Origin of the sequence: Pseudoduganella namucuonensis (genome assembly GCF_900116645.1) — a bacterium.
In the GTDB taxonomy this organism is placed as follows: Bacteria; Pseudomonadota; Gammaproteobacteria; order Burkholderiales; family Burkholderiaceae_D; genus Rugamonas; species Rugamonas namucuonensis.
Genome location: NZ_FPBO01000027.1, coordinates 16,476 through 33,458, shown reverse-complemented (window position 1 = coordinate 33,458; position 16,983 = coordinate 16,476). Strand labels below are relative to the sequence as shown.

12 protein-coding genes are annotated in these 16,983 nt (G+C 70.1%); 5 read left to right on the top strand and 7 right to left on the bottom strand.

The annotated features are described in order from the left end of the window. Positions 1-8: 8 nt before the first annotated feature. Genes BM436_RS24180 through BM436_RS24165 form a run of 4 tightly spaced genes read left to right on the top strand, consistent with a single transcriptional unit; the run spans position 9 to position 5,761 of the window. Complete coding sequence (locus BM436_RS24180; RefSeq protein WP_093558101.1) at positions 9-899, top strand: DUF58 domain-containing protein; 891 nt, start codon at positions 9-11, stop codon at positions 897-899. Further along, entirely contained in the window at positions 896-1,966 is a 1,071-nt protein-coding gene (locus BM436_RS24175; protein WP_093558100.1) for a BatA domain-containing protein, read from the top strand. The genes BM436_RS24180 and BM436_RS24175 overlap by 4 nt, the downstream gene beginning before the upstream one ends. Next, positions 1,950-4,037, top strand: coding sequence for a DUF4175 family protein (locus tag BM436_RS24170; protein WP_093558099.1), 2,088 nt, complete (start codon positions 1,950-1,952; stop codon positions 4,035-4,037). The genes BM436_RS24175 and BM436_RS24170 overlap by 17 nt, the downstream gene beginning before the upstream one ends. Then, the gene (locus BM436_RS24165) at positions 4,034-5,761 is read left to right on the top strand and encodes a hypothetical protein (protein WP_229490658.1); all 1,728 of its coding nucleotides are present in this window, start codon (positions 4,034-4,036) and stop codon (positions 5,759-5,761) included. Before BM436_RS24170 ends, BM436_RS24165 begins: the two co-directional genes overlap by 4 nt. A 49-nt stretch (positions 5,762-5,810) precedes the next feature. Here the strand turns inward: BM436_RS24165 and BM436_RS24160 are convergent, their stop codons facing one another. Next, on the bottom strand, positions 5,811-6,458 hold the full coding sequence (locus BM436_RS24160; protein ID WP_093558098.1) for a pyridoxamine 5'-phosphate oxidase family protein: 648 nt from the start codon (positions 6,456-6,458) through the stop codon (positions 5,811-5,813). 88 nt (positions 6,459-6,546) lie between these two features. On the opposite strand from BM436_RS24160, the gene pdxR reads away from it, so the two are divergent. Continuing rightward, positions 6,547-8,100 (top strand): MocR-like pyridoxine biosynthesis transcription factor PdxR, encoded by a 1,554-nt coding sequence (pdxR, locus tag BM436_RS24155; protein WP_093558097.1) that lies wholly within the window; start codon positions 6,547-6,549, stop codon positions 8,098-8,100. On the opposite strand, the gene BM436_RS24150 is transcribed toward pdxR, so the two are convergent. From BM436_RS24150 to BM436_RS24125, 6 genes are all read right to left on the bottom strand, one after another. Beyond that, the gene (locus BM436_RS24150) at positions 8,097-10,526 is read right to left on the bottom strand and encodes a TonB-dependent receptor plug domain-containing protein (RefSeq protein ID WP_093558096.1); all 2,430 of its coding nucleotides are present in this window, start codon (positions 10,524-10,526) and stop codon (positions 8,097-8,099) included. The genes pdxR and BM436_RS24150 overlap by 4 nt on opposite strands. A gap of 195 nt (positions 10,527-10,721) precedes the next feature. Further along, positions 10,722-11,489 carry a spermine/spermidine synthase domain-containing protein gene (locus tag BM436_RS24145; protein ID WP_093558095.1) on the bottom strand — a complete coding sequence of 256 codons (768 nt, stop codon included), beginning with the start codon at positions 11,487-11,489 and terminating at the stop codon, positions 10,722-10,724. Between the two features lie 55 nt (positions 11,490-11,544). Further along, a complete protein-coding gene (locus BM436_RS24140) occupies positions 11,545-12,906 on the bottom strand; it encodes a sensor histidine kinase (protein WP_093558094.1) in 1,362 nt (453 codons plus the stop codon). A gap of 30 nt (positions 12,907-12,936) precedes the next feature. Beyond that, positions 12,937-14,274 (bottom strand): sigma-54-dependent transcriptional regulator, encoded by a 1,338-nt coding sequence (locus BM436_RS24135; protein ID WP_093558093.1) that lies wholly within the window; start codon positions 14,272-14,274, stop codon positions 12,937-12,939. 138 nt (positions 14,275-14,412) lie between these two features. Continuing rightward, complete coding sequence (locus BM436_RS24130; RefSeq protein ID WP_093558092.1) at positions 14,413-15,648, bottom strand: ABC transporter permease; 1,236 nt, start codon at positions 15,646-15,648, stop codon at positions 14,413-14,415. 18 nt (positions 15,649-15,666) lie between these two features. Further along, positions 15,667-16,980, bottom strand: a complete 1,314-nt coding sequence (locus BM436_RS24125; protein ID WP_093558091.1) for an ABC transporter permease — start codon at positions 16,978-16,980, stop codon at positions 15,667-15,669. Positions 16,981-16,983 lie beyond the last annotated feature (3 nt).

Sequence of the window (16,983 nt, the reverse complement as noted above, 5' to 3'; positions counted from 1 at the left end):
AGGCCAAGATGCTTGAAACACCCGCGCTGCTGGCGCACACCTCGGACCTGGACCTTGTGATCCGCCACGTGCTGGCGGGGCTGGGCCATGGCATCCACGCGGGCCGCGAACGCGGCGCCGGCGTGGAGTTCTCCGAGTACCGCGCCTATGCCCCCGGCGACGAATGGCGCCGGGTGGACTGGAAGTTGCTGGCGCGCGCCGACCGCTACTACGTGCGCGAGGCGGAGCGCGACAGCCACGTCGCCGTCTGGCTGTGGCTGGACGCCACCGCGTCCATGGCCGAGCGCAGCCACGACATGCCCGGCATCGACAAGCTCTGGTACGCGCGCACCATGCTGGCCTGCATGGCGGCCATCGCGCAGCGCCAGGGCGACGCCTTCGGGCTGATCGTCTGCACCGGCGGCAGGGCCGAGTTCACACCCGCCTCGCGCGGGCCGCGCCAGTTGCGGCGCGTGCTGGCCGCGCTGTCGAAGGCCCGGCCCGAGGGCGTGCTGCCGGACGCGGACGCGCTCAAATCCTGCCTGCATTTCGCCCGCGCGCAAAGCCTGGTGTTCGCCGCCAGCGACTTCCTCGACTGGCCATCGCCGCTGAGCGAAGCGCTGATGCGGCTGCGCGGCATGCGGCACGACGTGCGCCTGATGTCCTTGCGCACGCAGGCCGAGGTGGACGCCAGTTTCCGCGCCGGCTCCGGCTATCGGGATCCGGAAGCGGGAGCGGGCTTGCACCGCCTGCAAGGCGCGGACCGCGAAGCCTACCGCGCGGCGTTGGCGGCGCACTTCGCGCAAGTGTCCACCGACTGCCGCCAGCGCGACTTTCCGTACTACGAGGCCCGCATCGAGCAGGCACCTGCAGCGGCGCTGCGCGGCTGGCTGCAACTGGCATCGGCGAGGCGGCCATGATCGCCAGCGCACAGGCATTGTGGTGGCTCGCGCTGCCGGTTCTGTTGCTGCCGATATGGTGGCACCGCCAGAAGCGCCAGCGCGTGAAGGCCGAGCCGCTGGCCACCGCGCGCTTCCTGCCCGCCGCGCCGCCCCGGCAACTACGCATCTGGCGCTGGGAAGACGTGGCGCTGCTTGCCGTGCGCTGCCTGCTGCTGGTGGCGCTGATCGCGTGGCTGGCCGTCACCACCATCCCCTGGCGCGCCGACACCGTGTTGATTGATCCCGCGCTCACCACGCCACCGGCAAGCGCCGCCTGGATCGAGCGGCAGATCGCGGCCGCTGGCTTCCAGGATGCGCGGCGCACGCCGTTGCCCGCTGGCGCGCTCGCCTGGCTGCAGGCAAACGAACACGAATGGCGTTCCGGCGCGCGCGTGCTGATACTGGCCGCGTCGCTGCCCATGCCCGCGCGGATCCCACAATTCGCCCATGCCGTCGATATCCGAATTCCGCCCGCGTCCACGCTTCCCTCAGCGGAATCGCCCATCAAGGAGCGCCACATCGCGCTGTCGGCTCCCCGGGAGCGCCTGGCCGCCTGGCGCGCGCTGTTCGCCGCCTTCGACGCCGCCGGCACCGGCAACAGCCGCTACATCCTGGCCGACGCGCCAACCGCGAAGACCGAGCTGATCGTCTGGGACCGCGCCGCGGCGCCACCGGCCGACTGGCGCGCGCCGCTATGGTGGCTGCCCCCGGATGCCCTGCCGCTGATGCCCGCCGCGACCCGGGCCCCGGCGCAAGCGCTCAGCATCAACGGCGTGGCCCTGCAAATCGCCGACAGCCCGCGCGGCCGCTTGTGGGCCTCGTCAAACTGGCCGCCCGCGGATGCCGATTCCGCCCGCGCGCTCTACGAAACCTGGCAAGCGCTCGCGTACCCCGCGCAACCCTACGCCATGCCCGCGCTGTCGCTGCCCGCCGGCCGCGGCGCGCCGCTGGCGATGCCGGACACCACCCCCGCCGCCTGGCTCGCCCACGCGCTGCTGGCATTGTTTGTCCTTGAACGTCTGCTAAGCCATGTCCGTCGACGCTGATTTCCGCGCCACCGTCCAGCGCCGTCTTTGGCGCGCGTTCCTGCTGCGCCGCGCGCCGCTGTGGGCGCTCGTGCTGCTGCCGCCGCTGCTGGTGTGTGCGCTCACCGTGGCGGGCCCGCGCACCGCCTCCCAAGGCGCCGCCGGCCTGCCGCCATTCGCGATCCCACTCTTCCTGCTGGGCGTTGGTCTGATCTGGCTCATACTCGACCTGCGCGCGCTGCGCCGCCGCCTGGCCGTCGAGTGGCCCCGCTGGCTGGACGCCGCCTTCCCGGCGCTGGAGGACAGCAGCGAGCTGCTCGCCAGCGAACCCGCCTCCGCCATCGCGCGGCTGCAGCGCAAACGCTTGCAAGCCCGCCTGCTCGACGTGCTGAACGACGACGGCTACCGCGCCATCGCCCGCACCCGCGTGCGATGGCGCGTCCTGCCCCTCATCCTCAGCCTGTTGGCGGCGGGCGCCGCCTGGGCCTTGCAACAGGTGGCGGCGCCGAAGCCGGCGGCGTCGAGCGCTTCGGCGGCCGCCAGGCCGGCGGCGCCAGGCGAATTGACCCTGCGCGTCACCCCGCCCGCATACACGAAGGCGGCCGCGTTCGAGACCGCCGCCAAGGACATCCAGATCCCGCAGTACAGCGACGTCCGCTGGTGCTTCGCGCGCCCGGGGGAACCCGCGTCCGCGGTCGAGCTGAGCGACGGCCAGTCGCTGCCGGTGGCGCGGGAGTGCGCCGCCTGGAAGGCCACCGAGTCCGTGTTCTGGCGAGCCCGCCATCTGCCCACCGCGCGCCACAACATCCTCGTCACGCCGGACCAGCCGCCGCGGGTCGCCATCGCCGCGCCCAAGGAAGCGATCCACCTGCTGGCCGCCGGCGCGAAGAACGTGCAGCTTTCGGTTTCCACGCGCGACGACTACGGCATCGTCCGCGCCAGCCTGCACATGACACTCGCGCGCGGCAGCGGGGAAAACATCCGCTTCAGCGACAAGGAAATGCCGCTGCCGCAATCGAACGACCCGCGCGGCCGCCAATGGCAAAAGAACTGGTCGCTGGAGGAGCTGGGCATGGAGCCGGGCGACGAACTCTATTTCTTCGTGCGCGCCACCGACAACGCGCCCGAGCACCCCCATACAGTGCAATCGCCGACCTACACGCTGCGCCTGCCCGGCCCGCAGGCCGAAAGCCTGGACGCCACCGCGCTGCCCACCCTGGTCAAGCCGGAGAACCTGCGCAGCCAGCGCCAGATCATCATCGACACCGAACAACTGGTGGCGGACATGCCCAAGCTCGGCCCGGCCGCACTCCGGGCCCGCAGCGAGGCCATCGCCGGCGACCAGGCCAAGCTAAGGCTGCGCTACGGCCAGTTCCTGGGCGAGGAATCCACGCTCTTCGGCGACGACGAGCACGGCCCCGGCGATAGCCACGACCACGGCGGTTCGGCCCCGGCGCCGGGCGGCTTCGGCAAAATGGACAATGTGCTGCAGCGGTTCGGCCACGCCCACGACGAGGCGGACAACGCCACGATCTTCGACCCGCAGACCAAGGAAGTGCTGCGCCGTGCGCTGAAAGCCATGTGGGAGGCGGAGAAGCAGTTGCGCGCCATCGCGCCGAAGCCCGCGCTGCCGCCGGAATACAAGGCGCTGGCCGCCATCAAGGAACTGCAGCAAGCCGAGCGCGTTTACCTGCACCGCACCGCCTTCGTGCCGCCGGCGATCAAGGAGGAAAAGCGCATGAGCGGCGACGTGGTGGGCGCGCAAAGCTACAAGCGCGCGCAGGGCGCCGCCAACGACGTGATACCGCAAGACGTGCGCGAACTGGTGCAGTCGCTGGGCGCTGGGGGCGTCTTGCCCGCGCTGTGGAGCAAGACCGCGCGCGACGTCATCGCCGCCCGCATCGCCAACGATGAACAGAAGCTGGCCGCCCAGCGCGCCGTGCAGGACGTGGCCGACGGCTGCCACGCCTGCCGCGACGAGCTGCGCGCCTGGCTGCGCGGCACGCTCACCGAGGTGCCGGTGGTGCTGCAGGCCCGGCCGCGGTCGGACACGAAATTCGGCCAGGCCTGGCGCGGCAAGGAGCAGCCATGAGCGCTAGCGGCGCGGTATTGGAACTTGGCGCGCGGAGCTCTGGCGCCTTGGACCTGGCTGGATCGGCCCTGGCATCGTGGGGCCTGCCCGCATCGGGCCTACCCGTGGTGGTGCTTTTCGCTGGCCTGCTGGCCGGGCTGCTTAGCGCGGCCATGTACGCGCGCAAGCGCAAATGGCCGGACGCCGCCCTGGTCCTCGTCGCGGCGCTCGCGCTGTGGGCGCTGCTGTCCGCGCCGCGCGGTCCCGGCGCGGCGGGTGGGGAAGTGGCGTTGGCCACCGAGAACCGCGGCTATCCGGACGCCATGACACGCGCGCTGCTGGCCGTGCCGGGCGCGCGGTCCATCGTCCTGGACGGCCACGGCCTGCACGCTGCGCAATGGCGGGACCTTCCAGCCCGCCCCTTGCGATGGACCGAGCCGGAGGTCGACCTGCTGCGCCTCGAAAGTCCGCGCGCGCTGCCGCTCGGCCGCCAGTTCACGCTCACCGCGCACCGCACGCGGCCCGCCGCCGGCTGGCGCTTGCAACTGCTGGCCGAGAACGGCGAAATCCTCGCCGAATCCGGCAAGGAGCCGTCCGGCGCGCCGGCGCGGCTCACCGTGCAGTGGCTGCCGCCGCTGGCCGAAACCCTCACGCTGAAAGCGCGCCTGCTCGACGGCGCCGGCAAAACCATCGCGGAAGGACCGGTGCCGCTGCGAGTCGAGGCGCCTATCCCGTTGCAGGTCGAAGGCCGCTTCGGCGCGCCTTCCTTCGACACGCGGGTGTTGAACCAGCTCCTCACGGACAGCAACGCCATCGCCGACTGGCAAACCACGCTGGGCAAGGGTCTCGCGCGCAGCGAGACCGCGCGCGCCGCCCTGAGCGAGGTGCATGCGCGCTTCATCGACGCCGCCTGGTTCGAAAGCGCGTCCGTCCCCGCGCGCGCCGCGCTGCTGGCGCAAACAGCGCAGGGCGTCCCCTTGATCGTCCTGGCCGGGAATGCAGCCGACGCGGGCGTCTGGCAGCGCGAACTGGGGCTGCGGCTGGTCCCCCAGTCCGCCACCACCGAAAAGGAGGACGCGCGCCAGTTCGGTTCCGGTACGACCCAGCTGGCGCTGGCGCCTGCCGCGCTCAACCCGGCGGAGCAGGCTGGCGCGCCATGGACCGTGCTGGCGCGGGACGCCAAGGGCAAGCCCTGGCTGTGGCAGCGCGACTGGAAGGGCGGGCGCGTCGTGTGGCTGGGCGTGGGCGACTGGCACCGCTACGCCATCACCGCCCCGGCCGCGCTGGGCCACTGGTGGCAGGGACTGCTCGACCAGGCCGCCATTGGCAGCGCGCGCAAGCTGGCCTGGCTGCAGCCCGCCGCCATGCCGGTCGCCGGCCTGCGCACCGAGATCTGCGCGCAGGGCGCCAGCCCGGGCGGCGCGCTGGAGATCGAAGGGCAAGCGTCCGTGAACTGGCAGCCCCGCGCCGACAAGGCGGACGCCGTGTGCGCCGCGTTCTGGCCGGCGCGCTCCGGCTGGCAGGCGCTGCGCAGCGGTGACAACGTTCACCGCGTCTACGTCCACGCGGCGAACGACTGGCCGGCTTGGCAGCGCGCCTTGCGCCACGACGCCACCGCCGCCTACGCCGCCCGCTCGCCGGCTGCGACAAACGCCGCCGCGACCGGCCCCGCCTACCCCGCCTGGCCCTTCGCGCTGCTTTTCACGCTCGCCATGCTCACCCTGTGGTTCCGCGAGCGCCGCTAAGCGGGCTGAGCCCCATTTGGGGCCAGGCCCCAAATGGGGCTCAGCCCGCTTAGTAGATCGTGTTGTGCTGCCAGGCCTGGACATAGGCCGGCTGCGGCAGCGTGTTGCCCTCCGCCGCGATCGGCGCGGCTTGCGCGCGCCGCAGCGGCAGTACGCCCGTCCAGACCTCGATCGCCATGTCCTCGGCGTCGTCCTCCGGGCCGCCCTTGCGCACCTTGCAGGCCGCTTCCGCGAGCGGGATGCGCATCACCGTCGTCGCCGCGTATTCCTTGTCGCTGCCGCCGCGCACCTCGGCCTGGCGGCCGGCCGCCAGCTTCTCCATGAACGCCTCCATCGACGCCTTCTTGGCCTCGCCCTCCACCACCTCGAAGCGCCCGTACACCATCGCCGAACGGTAGTTCATCGAGTGGTTGAATGCGGAGCGCGCCAGCACCAGGCCGTCCACGTGCGTGATCGTCACGCAGCACTCGTCCTCGGTCAGCCGCTTGAGCATGCGGCTGCCGTTCGAGCCGTGGATGTACAGGTGATCGCCTTCGCGCCAGCAGGCGGTCGGGATGCAATGCGGGCCGCCATCATCGCTGAAGGCGATGTGGCACACGTAGGCGTCGTCGATGATCGCGTGCAGGGTCGCCGTGTCGTAGGCGGCGTTGGTGGGAATGCGGCGCACTCGGGTGCGGGCGGTGGAATGGGTGGTCATGATCTCCCTTCAATTGGTTGAAGCGCGAATATAATGGCTCGCTGGCCCCGTCATAAGGTCCAGCGATGTTCAATTTAATGGAGCCATGATGGATTACGCCCTGCTGCTCGACACCTACACCCGCGACCATGGCCAGCGCGCCTGGCCGCGCCAGCGCCTGTTGCACGAATGCCTGCGCGCGGCGATCCGCAACGGCACGCTGGCGGCGGGCACGCGCCTGGTCGCCACGCGCGCGCTGGCGTCCGAACTGGGCGTGGCGCGCAACACGGTGCTTTACGCCTACGAGCAGCTGGCGTGCGAGGGCTTCGTCGTCAGCGACCGCGGCGGCACGGTGGTGGCGCCGGTGGCGGCGGCCATCGCGCGGCCACCCGGCGGCGGTGGCGCCACGCCGGGGCCGGACCGCGCCACCGGTGGCGACGGCGTACAAGACGCCGCCGCCGCGCCGATGCTGTCGCGCCGCGCCCGCGACCTGCGCGCCGTGGCGGGACCGGCCGACATGATGGGCGCCTTCGTCCCCGGCGTGCCCGCGCTGGACGCCTTCCCCACCGCGCTGTGGCGCCGCCTGCTGGACCGCGCCTGGCGCGGCATGGGCACCGTGCAGCTGAACTACGGCGACCAGGCCGGCGAGCCGGCGCTGCGCGGCGCCATCGCCGACTATCTGCGCGCCTCGCGCGGCGTGCTGTGCGGCGTGGACCAGGTGTTCATCACGGACGGCACGCAGAGCAGCCTGGATCTGTGCGCGCGCGTCTGCGCCGACGAGGGTGACACCGTATGGATCGAGAACCCCGGCTACGCCGGCGCGCAGGCGGCCTTCCGCGGCGCCGGCCTGCGCATCGCCGGCATCTCCGTCGACGCGCAGGGACTGGCGCCCACCGCCGGCGACTGGCGCGAGCGGCCCCCCAAGCTGGTCTACACCACGCCTTCGCACCAATACCCCTTGGGCACGGTGATGTCGCTGGAGCGCCGCCTGCGCCTGATCGCGGACGCGCGCGCGGCGGGCGCGCTGATCATCGAGGACGACTACGACAGCGAGTTCCGCCACGACGGCCCGCCGCTGCCCGCCATGCAGGGCCTGGCGCCGGACGCGCCGGTGCTCTATCTGGGCACCTTCAGCAAGACCATGTTCCCCTCGCTGCGCCTGGGCTTCCTGGTGGTGCCGGCCGCCTTGGCCGGGCCGCTGGCGACCATGCGCGCCCAGTCCAGCGCGCGCGGGCGCGTGGCCGAGCAGCTGGCGCTGGCGGAGTTCCTGCGCAGCGGCCAGTTCGCGCTGCACCTGCGGCGCATGCGCCGCCTGTACCGCCAGCGGCGCGACGCGTTGCAGGCGGCGCTGCGCCAGCACCTGGGCGGCATCGCGCAAGTGGTGGGCGCGTCGGCCGGCATGCACCTGGCGCTGCGCTTCGACGACGCGGGACTGGACGACGGGGAAATCAGCGACAGGCTGATGGAGGAGGGAGTGGTGGCGCACGCGCTGAGCGCGCACGCCACCGATGGCGTGCCGGATTGCCGCGGCCTGATGCTGGGCTACGCCCAGATACCGGCCGAGCGCATGGACGGCCTGGCGCGGCGGCTGGCCGCCGTGGTCCACCTGGCGGCCTACGAGGGCGCGGCCCGGCGGGACCGCTCCCTGTCAAACGGCGCTTAGAACGCCGTGTCGAAGCGCACGTACATGGAGCGGCCGTTCACGCCGAACGGGCAGGTCTCCCAGCAGTACTTGAAGCCCAGTTTCGGGAAGTCGCCGCCGTTGGTCCATTCGGACGGGAAGGTGTCGAACACGTTGTTCACGCCGACCGAGACGCTGGTCTTCTTGCTGAAGTTGTAGCGGCCGGACATGTCCAGCAGCCACTTGGCGGCCCAGGTCTGCAGCGGGCTGAAACCCTCGCCCTGCACTTCGCCGTAGTAGTTGGCGCGCGCGTTCACGTTCCATGGGCCGGTGGTGAAGTCGGCCGCCACCACGTGGTGCTTGCGCGGCTGGCCGCGTTCGATCAGCGTCACCTGCGCCTGGTTGAACAGCTGCGCGCCGCTCAGCAGGCTCGATGGCGAGTGGCGCTTGGTCACCTCGGTCTTGTTGAAGCCCAGCTGGCCGGACAGCACCAGGGTGGCGCCGGTGAAGCGGGTGGTGTGGTCGGCCACGATGTCCAGGCCGCGGGTCTGGGTGTCGACCGCGTTGGTGAAGAACTGCGCCTGGCCCACGCCCAGCGGATTCAGCACGTTGGCGATCGGGCCGCCGCCCGCTTCGGGCGAGATCTCGCTGGAGAAGACGATGCGGTCCTTGATCTTGATCTGGTACACGTCCGCCGTCAGCGACATGTTGGTGGCCGGACGCAGCACCATGCCGAAGCTGGCGTTGCGCGAGGTTTCCTCCTTCAGCGGCTTGATGCCCAGCGCCGTGGTGACGGTGCTGCCCTCGCGCGCGGTCAGGGTCTCGGTCAGCTGGCCGGCCTGGTTCAGATTGGTGGACACGGAGCTGTAGAACTTCTGCTGCACGCCCGGCGCGCGGAAGCCGGACGACACGCTGCCGCGCAGGCCGAACTGCTTGGACGGGTCCCAGCGCGCGCTGAACTTGCCGGTGACGGTGTTGCCGAAGTCCGAGTACTTCTCGTAGCGCACGGCGCCGGCCAGCAGCAGGTCCTTGACCGGACGGTATTCGGTGTCCAGGAACAGCGCGATGTTGTGGCGGCCCTCGTCGACCGCCGTGGACGGCGTGTAGCCGGGGAAGCCCTGGGTGCCCGATGCCGCGACGCCGCCGTTCTGGTCCTTGATGACGATGGCCGGGTTGTTGGTGCGGCCGTACTGGTAGGACACCGGGTCGCCGGCGATGATCTGGTAGTTGTCCTGGCGGTATTCGAAGCCGGTGGCCACGAAGATCTCCTCGCCGCCCAGCTTGACCGGACCCTTGACGTCGGCGTTGAAGGTGGTCTGGTTGAACTTCAGCGTGCCGGTGTCGGCCTCGAACGGCGACTGCGCGTAGATGCCGCCGCCCGGTTTCGGCTCGTACCAGTAGGAGATGTTGATGGTCTGCTTCTCGTGGAAGGCCAGCTCGCTCATGCCGTGGTTGATGCTGACGTCGGCCTTCCAGTCGTTGGCCAGGTCGCGGCGGTAGCCGAAGGCGTAGGAGCCGTCGGTCACGGTGGTGCGGATGTTGGGCAGGAAGCCTTCCGGATACACGGACGGCACATTGCGGCCGTCGCCCTTGGAGCGGAAGAATCCGGACGAATCGCCCTTGCGCTTGGAGAAGCCGCCGAAGGCGTAGAACTCGCTCGCCTTGTCGATCGGCAGGGCCGCGTTCCACCACAGGTAGGCGTCCTTGGCGTCGCTGTCGCCGATGCGCTGGGTCACGCGCGGCGGATTGACGCGCAGCGAGTCGACGCCGGCGCGGTTGGTTTCCTCGCGCTTGCGGCCTTCCAGGGTGACGTTGAGGAAGCCGCCGTTCTCGCCCAGCGCCCAGCCGCGGTTCACGCTGCCGGAGAACATGTCGCCGTCGCCCTCCTTGGTGGTGCCCAGCTGGCCGCTCAGCGCGGTCTCGTTGACGTTCGACTTCAGCACGATGTTGATCACGCCGGCGATCGCGTCCGAGCCGTATTGGGCGGCGGCGCCGTCGCGCAGCACCTCGATGTGGTGGATGGACGCCAGCGGAATGGCGTTGATGTCGGTGCCGGCCGAGCCGCGGCCGATGGTCTGCTGCACGTTCACCAGCGCCTGCTGGTGGCGGCGCTTGCCGTTCACCAGCACCAGCAGCTGGTCCGGGCCCAGCGAGCGCAGGGTCGCGGGACGGATGATGTCGGTGCCGTCGCTGATGAAGGTGGTGGAGAAGTTGAACGACGGGTCCAGCGTCTGCAGCAGCTTGCCCAGTTCCAGCGGGCCGGCGGACTGCATGTCCTTCATGCTGATCAGGCCGACCGGCGCGGACGTGTCCAGCGCGGTCTTGGCGGTCGAGCGCGAACCCAGCACGACCACGGTCTGTTCCTCACCCGTGGTGGCGGGTGCGGTCTGTGCGTATGCCTGCGAGGCGGCCAGCAGGATGGCGCTGGCGATCAGGGTGCGTCGGAAGAGGGGTGGGGCTTTGGTCATATGGGCTTCTCTCGTGTGGTTTCTTTTCGCGCAATGATGCCGTTCGATCATCGCGCGAAAATACTACCTGCACCGTAACGGTGCACAAAGGCCTATTGACACAAAAACCACGGAATAACCGGAAATGACGAACTATATTTAATAAATCGTGATTTCCAGTGAGATATATATTAATCTGATTAATTGTGCGTCCGGCTACTGCTGGTCCAGCATCCACGATTTCAAGCCGTCCACCCAGGTCTTGGCCCGCAGGTTCATGCGGTTCTTGATCACGCCGGCGCGCTCGTACAGCACGCTGAAATCGATCGACGGCGCCCGCTTGAACGCCACCACGATGATGTTCGCGTCGTGCACCTCGGGCAACCACACCACCGCGTCGAACACCAGCTCCATCGCCTCCAGGTTTTTACCGTAGTTCATGTACTCGCCGAACACATTCGTGGTCATGACGCCGTTTTCGCCCAGGCAGTCGAAGCAGGCCTGGTAGAACTCCGGCGTGTCCAGCACCGGGCCGCGCGCCTCCTCGTCGTACAGGTCCACCTGCAGGATGTCCACCGTGCCGTGGTTGGCCGGGTCCATGACGAAGTCCAGCGCGTTCATCTCCACCACGTTCAGGCGCCCGTCGTTGGGCGGCAGGCCGAATTGCGACTCGCAGATGGCGATCACGTTCGGGTTCAGCTCCACGGCGGTGACCTTCGCCAGGGGGAAGCGGTGGTAGCAGAACTTGGTGAGCGCCGAGCTGCCCAGGCCCAGCTGCACGATGTGGCGCGGATTGTCCTGGAACAGCATCCACATCATCATCATCTGCACGTATTCGAGTTCGATCGCGTCCGGCTTGGACAGCCGCATCGCCCCCTGCACCCAGGAGGTGCCCAGGTGCAGCGAGCGCACGCCCTGGTATTCGGTGATGGTGGCCGGGGGATGGCCGGGCTGGTCGAAGCGGAGGGAGGCGGGTTTGTTCATGGGGCGCAGTTTACCAAACAGTCCCGGGGCCTGTCGTTCCCGCGCAGGCGGGAACCTAAGTTCCTTGCGCCGCCGGCAGCGGCAACACCATCGTCACCGTCAGCCCGCCGCCGTCGCGGTTGGCCAGCGTGATGCGGCCGCCGTGCGCCTCGGCGATCTCGCGCGCCAGCGCCAGCCCCAGGCCGGTGCCGCTGCGCTTGGTGGAGTAGAAGGGCACCAGCGCGTTGGTCAACACCGTCTCGCTCATGCCCGGGCCCCGGTCCTGCACGTCGATCCGCACCACGCCCTGCACGCGGCGCACCTCCAGGCTCACGCCCTCGGGCGGGGAGCCCGATTCGTGGGCGTTCTTCAGCAGGTTCAGCAAGGCTTGCTCCATCTGCGCGCCGTCGAAGAACACGCGCTCCAGCGGCAATTCGCCGGCCAGCGTGAATTGCGCCTGGTGCGCCAACTGGCCGGTGAAGGCGGCCCAGTCGTGCTCCTCCAGCCGTGGCGTGGGCAGCTTGGCGAAGCGCGCGTAGCCGAGGATGAAGGTTTCCAGGTGGCGGCTGCGCTCCTCGATGGTGGCCAGGATCTGCGGCAGGCGCTCGGTCTGGCCGCGCCGCACCAGCTCCGCGCCGGAGTGCGCCAGCGAGGTCAATGGCGCCAGCGAGTTGTTCAGCTCATGGCTGATCACGCGTATCACCTTCTTCCAGGTCTGCACCTCCTGGCGGCGCAGTTCCTGCGTCAGTTGGCGCAGCAGCAGCAGCTCGTGCCGGCGGCCGTTCAGGTTGAAGCTGCGGCGGGCCAGGTGGTACACGTCCTCCTCGTCCGCGCCATCGGCGTCGGCGCCGGCCGTGAACAGGCCGTCGCCGCCGCGCGCCATCGCCTCGCGCAGCGCGGGCGTGGCCTGCTCCAGGATGGCGTCGATGCGGTGGCCCTCCAGGCGGCGGCCCTGGTGCAGCAACTGGCGCGCGGCCACGTTGGCGTACACGATGGGGCCGCCCTCGCTGACCAGCAGCATCGCCACCGGCGTGTTCTGCACCATGGTGTCCAGCAGCAGCTCGCGCTGGACCAGGCCGAGGCGCTGTTCGCGCAGCACGCGTCCCAGTTCGTTGTGGGCCGCCACCAGGTCGCTCAACTCGTCGTTCTGCGGCCAGTGCAGGCTGAAGGAAAAGTCGCCGTCCTTGTAGCTGGTTACGGTGCCGGTGAGCGCGCGGAACAGCGACAGGATGTGCTCCAGTTGCGCGCGTATCGTGATCATCGCCAGCGGGATCACGGCCAGCAGGCAGATGCCGACCACCAGCACCGGCTGGTCCGGCAGCAGGCGGGTGAGGGCCAGCGCGATCAGGATGCCGAGCGTGAGCAGGGTGCCGACCAGGGCGGACCAGCGGGTCAGCAGGGACAGGCGGATGCCTTTGGCGGCGCGGTCAGCGGGCATGGCGCCGTCCCGGCGGCGCGGCGGCGGCCATCACCGCGCGATGCCCAGCCGCTCCATGCGGCGGTACAGCGCCTGGCGCGACAATCCCAGTTCGGCGGCGGCCTGCGCCACCACGCCGTGCGCGCGCCGCAGCGCCTGCGCGATCGCCTCGCGGTCCGGCTCCGCGTCCGGCGCCGCCAGCGGCGCGGCGGCGGCCGGCAGGCCCAGGTCGGACGCTTTGATCACGTCCCCGCCGGCCAGCAGGCAGGCGCGCGCCATCACGTTCTTCAACTCGCGCACATTGCCCGGCCACGCGTGCGCCTGCAGCGCGGCTTGCGCGCCCGCGTCCAGCGTCTTGCGGCCGTCGAGGAAATGGGTCGCCAGCGGCAGGATGTCGAGCGGGCGGCCGGCCAGCGGCGGCAGGGTCAGCTCGATCACGTTCAGGCGGTAGAACAGGTCCTCGCGGAAGGTGCCGGCCCGTATCATCGCCTGCAGGTCCGCGTTGGTCGCGCTCACCACGCGCACCCGCACCTGGCGCTCGCGGTTCGAGCCGAGGCGCTCGAAGCGGCCCGTCTCCAGCACCCGCAGCAGCTTCATTTGGCCGGCCAGCGGCAGGTTGCCGATCTCGTCGAGGAACAGCGTGCCGCCGTCGGCCGCCTCGAACTTGCCCTCGCGCGCCCTGGAGGCGCCGGTGTAGGCGCCGGCGTCGGCGCCGAACAGCTCCGCCTCGATCAACTCGGCCGGCAGCGCGCCGCAATTGAGCACCACGAACGGGCCCTCGCGCACGGCCGAATTGGCCTGGATGATCTCGGCGACGCGCTCCTTGCCGGCGCCGTTCGGGCCGCTGATCAGCACCGGCACGTCGGACTTCGCCACCTGGCAGGCCAGGTGGATCACGCGCTCGGTGGCGGGGTCCTGCCAGACCATGCCGCGCAGGTCGTGGCGTTCCAGGTCGCGGCGCATGCGCAGGTCGCTGCGCATGCGCTGCGCCAGCGCGCGGTTGGCCTGGCCCAGTTCGATCAGATTGGTCACGGTGGCCAGCAGGCGCTGGTCGTCCCAGGGCTTGGCCAGGTAGTCCGCCGCGCCGGCCTTGACCAGGTCCACGGCGGCGTCCAGGTGGGTCCAGGCGGTGAGCAGGATGACGGGCAGGTCCGGGTGGCGCTTGCGGATGGCGCGGAACAGCGCCACGCCCTCCTCGCCGGAGGTGGTGTCGGCGGTGAAGTTCATGTCCTGGATCACCAGGTCGATCGCGCCGCAGCGTTTCTCCAGCAGGGCCAGGCCCTCCTCGGGCGAGGCGGCGCGCAGCGCGTCGATGTCGTGCAGCGAAAACAGCACTTCGAGCGCGACGGCGATGGCGGCGTTGTCGTCGATTATCAATACGGTAGGCATCCCGCCAGCATACCGCAAAACCCCCCGAAAAGTTACCGCCACCACATCGGTGTCAGGCGCGACATTCGGACATTTTGGGAGCGAGCGAAGAGCTCGTGTCCGAATGTCGCGCCTGACACCGATGTAGGTGGAGCAACTTCAGGCGCTGCGGGTGGCGAGGGCGGGGGAGGTGGAGGCGGCGCGCCAGGCGGGGCCGTAGACGGCGCACACGCCCAGCGTCCAGAACACGCCGGCGCCGGCCAGCATGTAGCCGGCCGGCAGCCGCGCCATTTCCAGCGCGCTCACCAGCAGCTGGTTCAGGCCCAGCGCCAGCAGCACGCCGGCCACCACGCCGATCGTCGTGATCATGACGTTCTCGGTGATGAAGTAGCGCAGGATGTCCATCCGCCGCGCACCCAGCGCGCGCCGCACGCCGATCTGCTTGCGCCGCTGCGTCACCCACAGGCTGGCCATGCCGACGATGCCGCTGGCCGTGATCAGCAGCAGCAGCGCGCTGACCGTGATCAGCATCCACGACAGCCCGGTGTCCGCGCGGTAGCGCTCCTGGCGGTCCTCGTCCATGGTCTTCGCCTTCACCACCACCTGGTTGTTGCCGGCGCGGCGCAGCGCCTCCTCGGCCTCCTTCATCACGCGGTCGCGCTGGCCCGGCTCGGCGCGCACGGTGTAGGTGGCGTTCGAGTCGCCCGTCAGCCGCACCGCCGTGACGACGCTGGTGCCGCCGTCCACGTTGACCTGCGCGCCGGGCGATTGCAGCGTGTCGATCACGCCGATCACGCGCACCGGCTTGGCGTCCGGCCCCACGCCCATGTACAGCGTCTTGCCGAGGAAGCTGGTGGCCCCGGGCCACACCTTCTCGCCCATGGCCCTGGTGATCTGGATCACGGCCGGGAATTCCTTGCTGGTGTTCTGGTCGATCTCCATCACGTCGGCGTCGTTGAAGTCGCGGCCCTCGACCAGCTTCAGGCCCCAGGTCTTGACCAGCGAGTCCGGCGACACGTAGAACGCGGCGATGCCGCTCTCCTTGTCCTGCTTGAGGTCCGCCGACACGCTGTTGTAGCTGCCGGAGCGCGACAGCGGCACCTGGCTGGTCTTGGCCACCGAGACCACGCCCGGCACCGCCCGCAGCGTCGCCGTCTGCGCCTTTTGCGTGGCCAGTTGCTGCTCGTGGCCCTGCTCCCTCAGTTCGCGCACCTGCAGGTGGAAGATGTCCCGCTCGGCCTGCACGCCGCTGGGCCGCGCGGCCACGGCCTGGCGGATGTTTACGATGTGCAGCGCGTTGGCCAGGATGGCCAGGCTGAGCGCGACCTGCACGGCCACCAGCACCGGGCCGGTCTTGTTGCGCATCAGCGAGGAGAGGATGGGACGGAATTCCATGTCTGTGCTCCGTTCGGATTATTGTGATTTCAGTTGCAGGGCCGGCGTCACCTGGCAGGCCCGCCAGGTCGGCAGCAGGCCGGCCAGGATCGCGGCCGTCACGGCCATCAGGAAGGTCATCGCCAGCATGAACCAGTCCATGTGCGCCACCACCGTCAGCTGCTTGGACTGCATCGCGATCAGCGCCAGCGCGCCGAAGGCGAGCAGCAGCCCGAGCACGCCGCCGGCCAGGCCGACCACCGCCGTCTCGATCAGGAACTGCGCGAAGATCTCCTTGCGCGAGGCGCCCAGCGCGCGGCGGATGCCCACCTCCGGCGCCCGCACCGAGAACTTCGCCAGCAGCAGGCCGATGGTGTTCACCAGGCACAGCACCAGGAAGCCGAACGCCAGCCAGGCCGACAGCTTGTTGTCGTTGCCGACCACCTTGAGGAACTCCAGCCATTCCATCACGTTGTACAGCTGGGTGTCGGCCTTGCGCTTCATGCGTCCCAGCTTGTGCTGCTCGGCGGCGTAGGCGTTCAGGTAGTTGTGCAGGGCGGGCCGGTCGCCGGCCGAATGCAGCTCGTACCAGAACTGGATCCACGTGCATTCGGACTTGAGCAGCGCGTCGAAGCCGGGATCGCGGTCGGCGGTGCAGTTCATGCTGCCGTTGTGGCTGTACTGGTGGCGGATGGCGGAGGAGAAGGGGATGTAGAACTCGTCCTCGGTGCCGAAGGCGCCGCTGCCGCCGATGATGCGGTGGTAGCGCGGGATCGGGTTCCAGCTGTCGATCACGCCGGTGATCTGGTACTCGTGGCCCATCAGGGCGACGCGCTGGCCGACCGGGTTGGCGCCGCCGTACAGCTTCTCGGACAGCTTGCGGCTCAGCACCACCACGTCGGCGCCGGCGGCGTCGTGCTGCCCGCTCCAGGCCTGGCCGTGCAGGAAGGGCACGTCGAACATGGCGAAGAAGTCGCGCGTGGGCGCCATGCCGCTGGCCGTGAACACGTTCAAGTCCTTGCGCGCCGGCTCCACCGGGCCGGCCACGCCGTACATGGCGGTGCGGCGGTCGCCCTGTTTGCCGGCCAGCAGGTTGGCCGCGTCGATATAGGACAGCTGGCGGTCGTTCGGCTTGTCGCCCGGCGTGTAGCCCTGCAGCGGGCCGTTGTCCACCAGCGGCACGATCAGGCGCTCGCTCTTGTGGGGGATGGGGTCGCCGGACATCACGTGCAGGATGGTCAGCGTGGCGATGCTGGCCGCCACGCCCACCGCCAGCGTCACCACCATCAGCGCGGTCAGCGCGGGGTTGCGGCGCAGGCTGCGCACGCCGAGCATGAAGTAGTAGGAGAACATGCG

Excerpts from the sequence above, each read along its gene's own strand:
- BM436_RS24135 (WP_093558093.1), bottom strand. The coding sequence starts at position 14,274 with ATGCCTACCGTATTGATAATCGACGACAACGCCGCCATCGCCGTCGCG.
- BM436_RS24140 (WP_093558094.1), bottom strand. The coding sequence starts at position 12,906 with ATGCCCGCTGACCGCGCCGCCAAAGGCATCCGCCTGTCCCTGCTGACC.
- BM436_RS24170 (WP_093558099.1), top strand. The coding sequence starts at position 1,950 with ATGTCCGTCGACGCTGATTTCCGCGCCACCGTCCAGCGCCGTCTTTGG.
- pdxR (WP_093558097.1), top strand. The coding sequence starts at position 6,547 with ATGGATTACGCCCTGCTGCTCGACACCTACACCCGCGACCATGGCCAG.
- BM436_RS24145 (WP_093558095.1), bottom strand. The coding sequence starts at position 11,489 with ATGAACAAACCCGCCTCCCTCCGCTTCGACCAGCCCGGCCATCCCCCG.
- BM436_RS24125 (WP_093558091.1), bottom strand. The coding sequence starts at position 16,980 with ATGTTCTCCTACTACTTCATGCTCGGCGTGCGCAGCCTGCGCCGCAAC.
- BM436_RS24150 (WP_093558096.1), bottom strand. The coding sequence starts at position 10,526 with ATGACCAAAGCCCCACCCCTCTTCCGACGCACCCTGATCGCCAGCGCC.
- BM436_RS24160 (WP_093558098.1), bottom strand. The coding sequence starts at position 6,458 with ATGACCACCCATTCCACCGCCCGCACCCGAGTGCGCCGCATTCCCACC.
- BM436_RS24180 (WP_093558101.1), top strand. The coding sequence starts at position 9 with ATGCTTGAAACACCCGCGCTGCTGGCGCACACCTCGGACCTGGACCTT.
- BM436_RS24130 (WP_093558092.1), bottom strand. The coding sequence starts at position 15,648 with ATGGAATTCCGTCCCATCCTCTCCTCGCTGATGCGCAACAAGACCGGC.
- BM436_RS24175 (WP_093558100.1), top strand. The coding sequence starts at position 896 with ATGATCGCCAGCGCACAGGCATTGTGGTGGCTCGCGCTGCCGGTTCTG.
- BM436_RS24165 (WP_229490658.1), top strand. The coding sequence starts at position 4,034 with ATGAGCGCTAGCGGCGCGGTATTGGAACTTGGCGCGCGGAGCTCTGGC.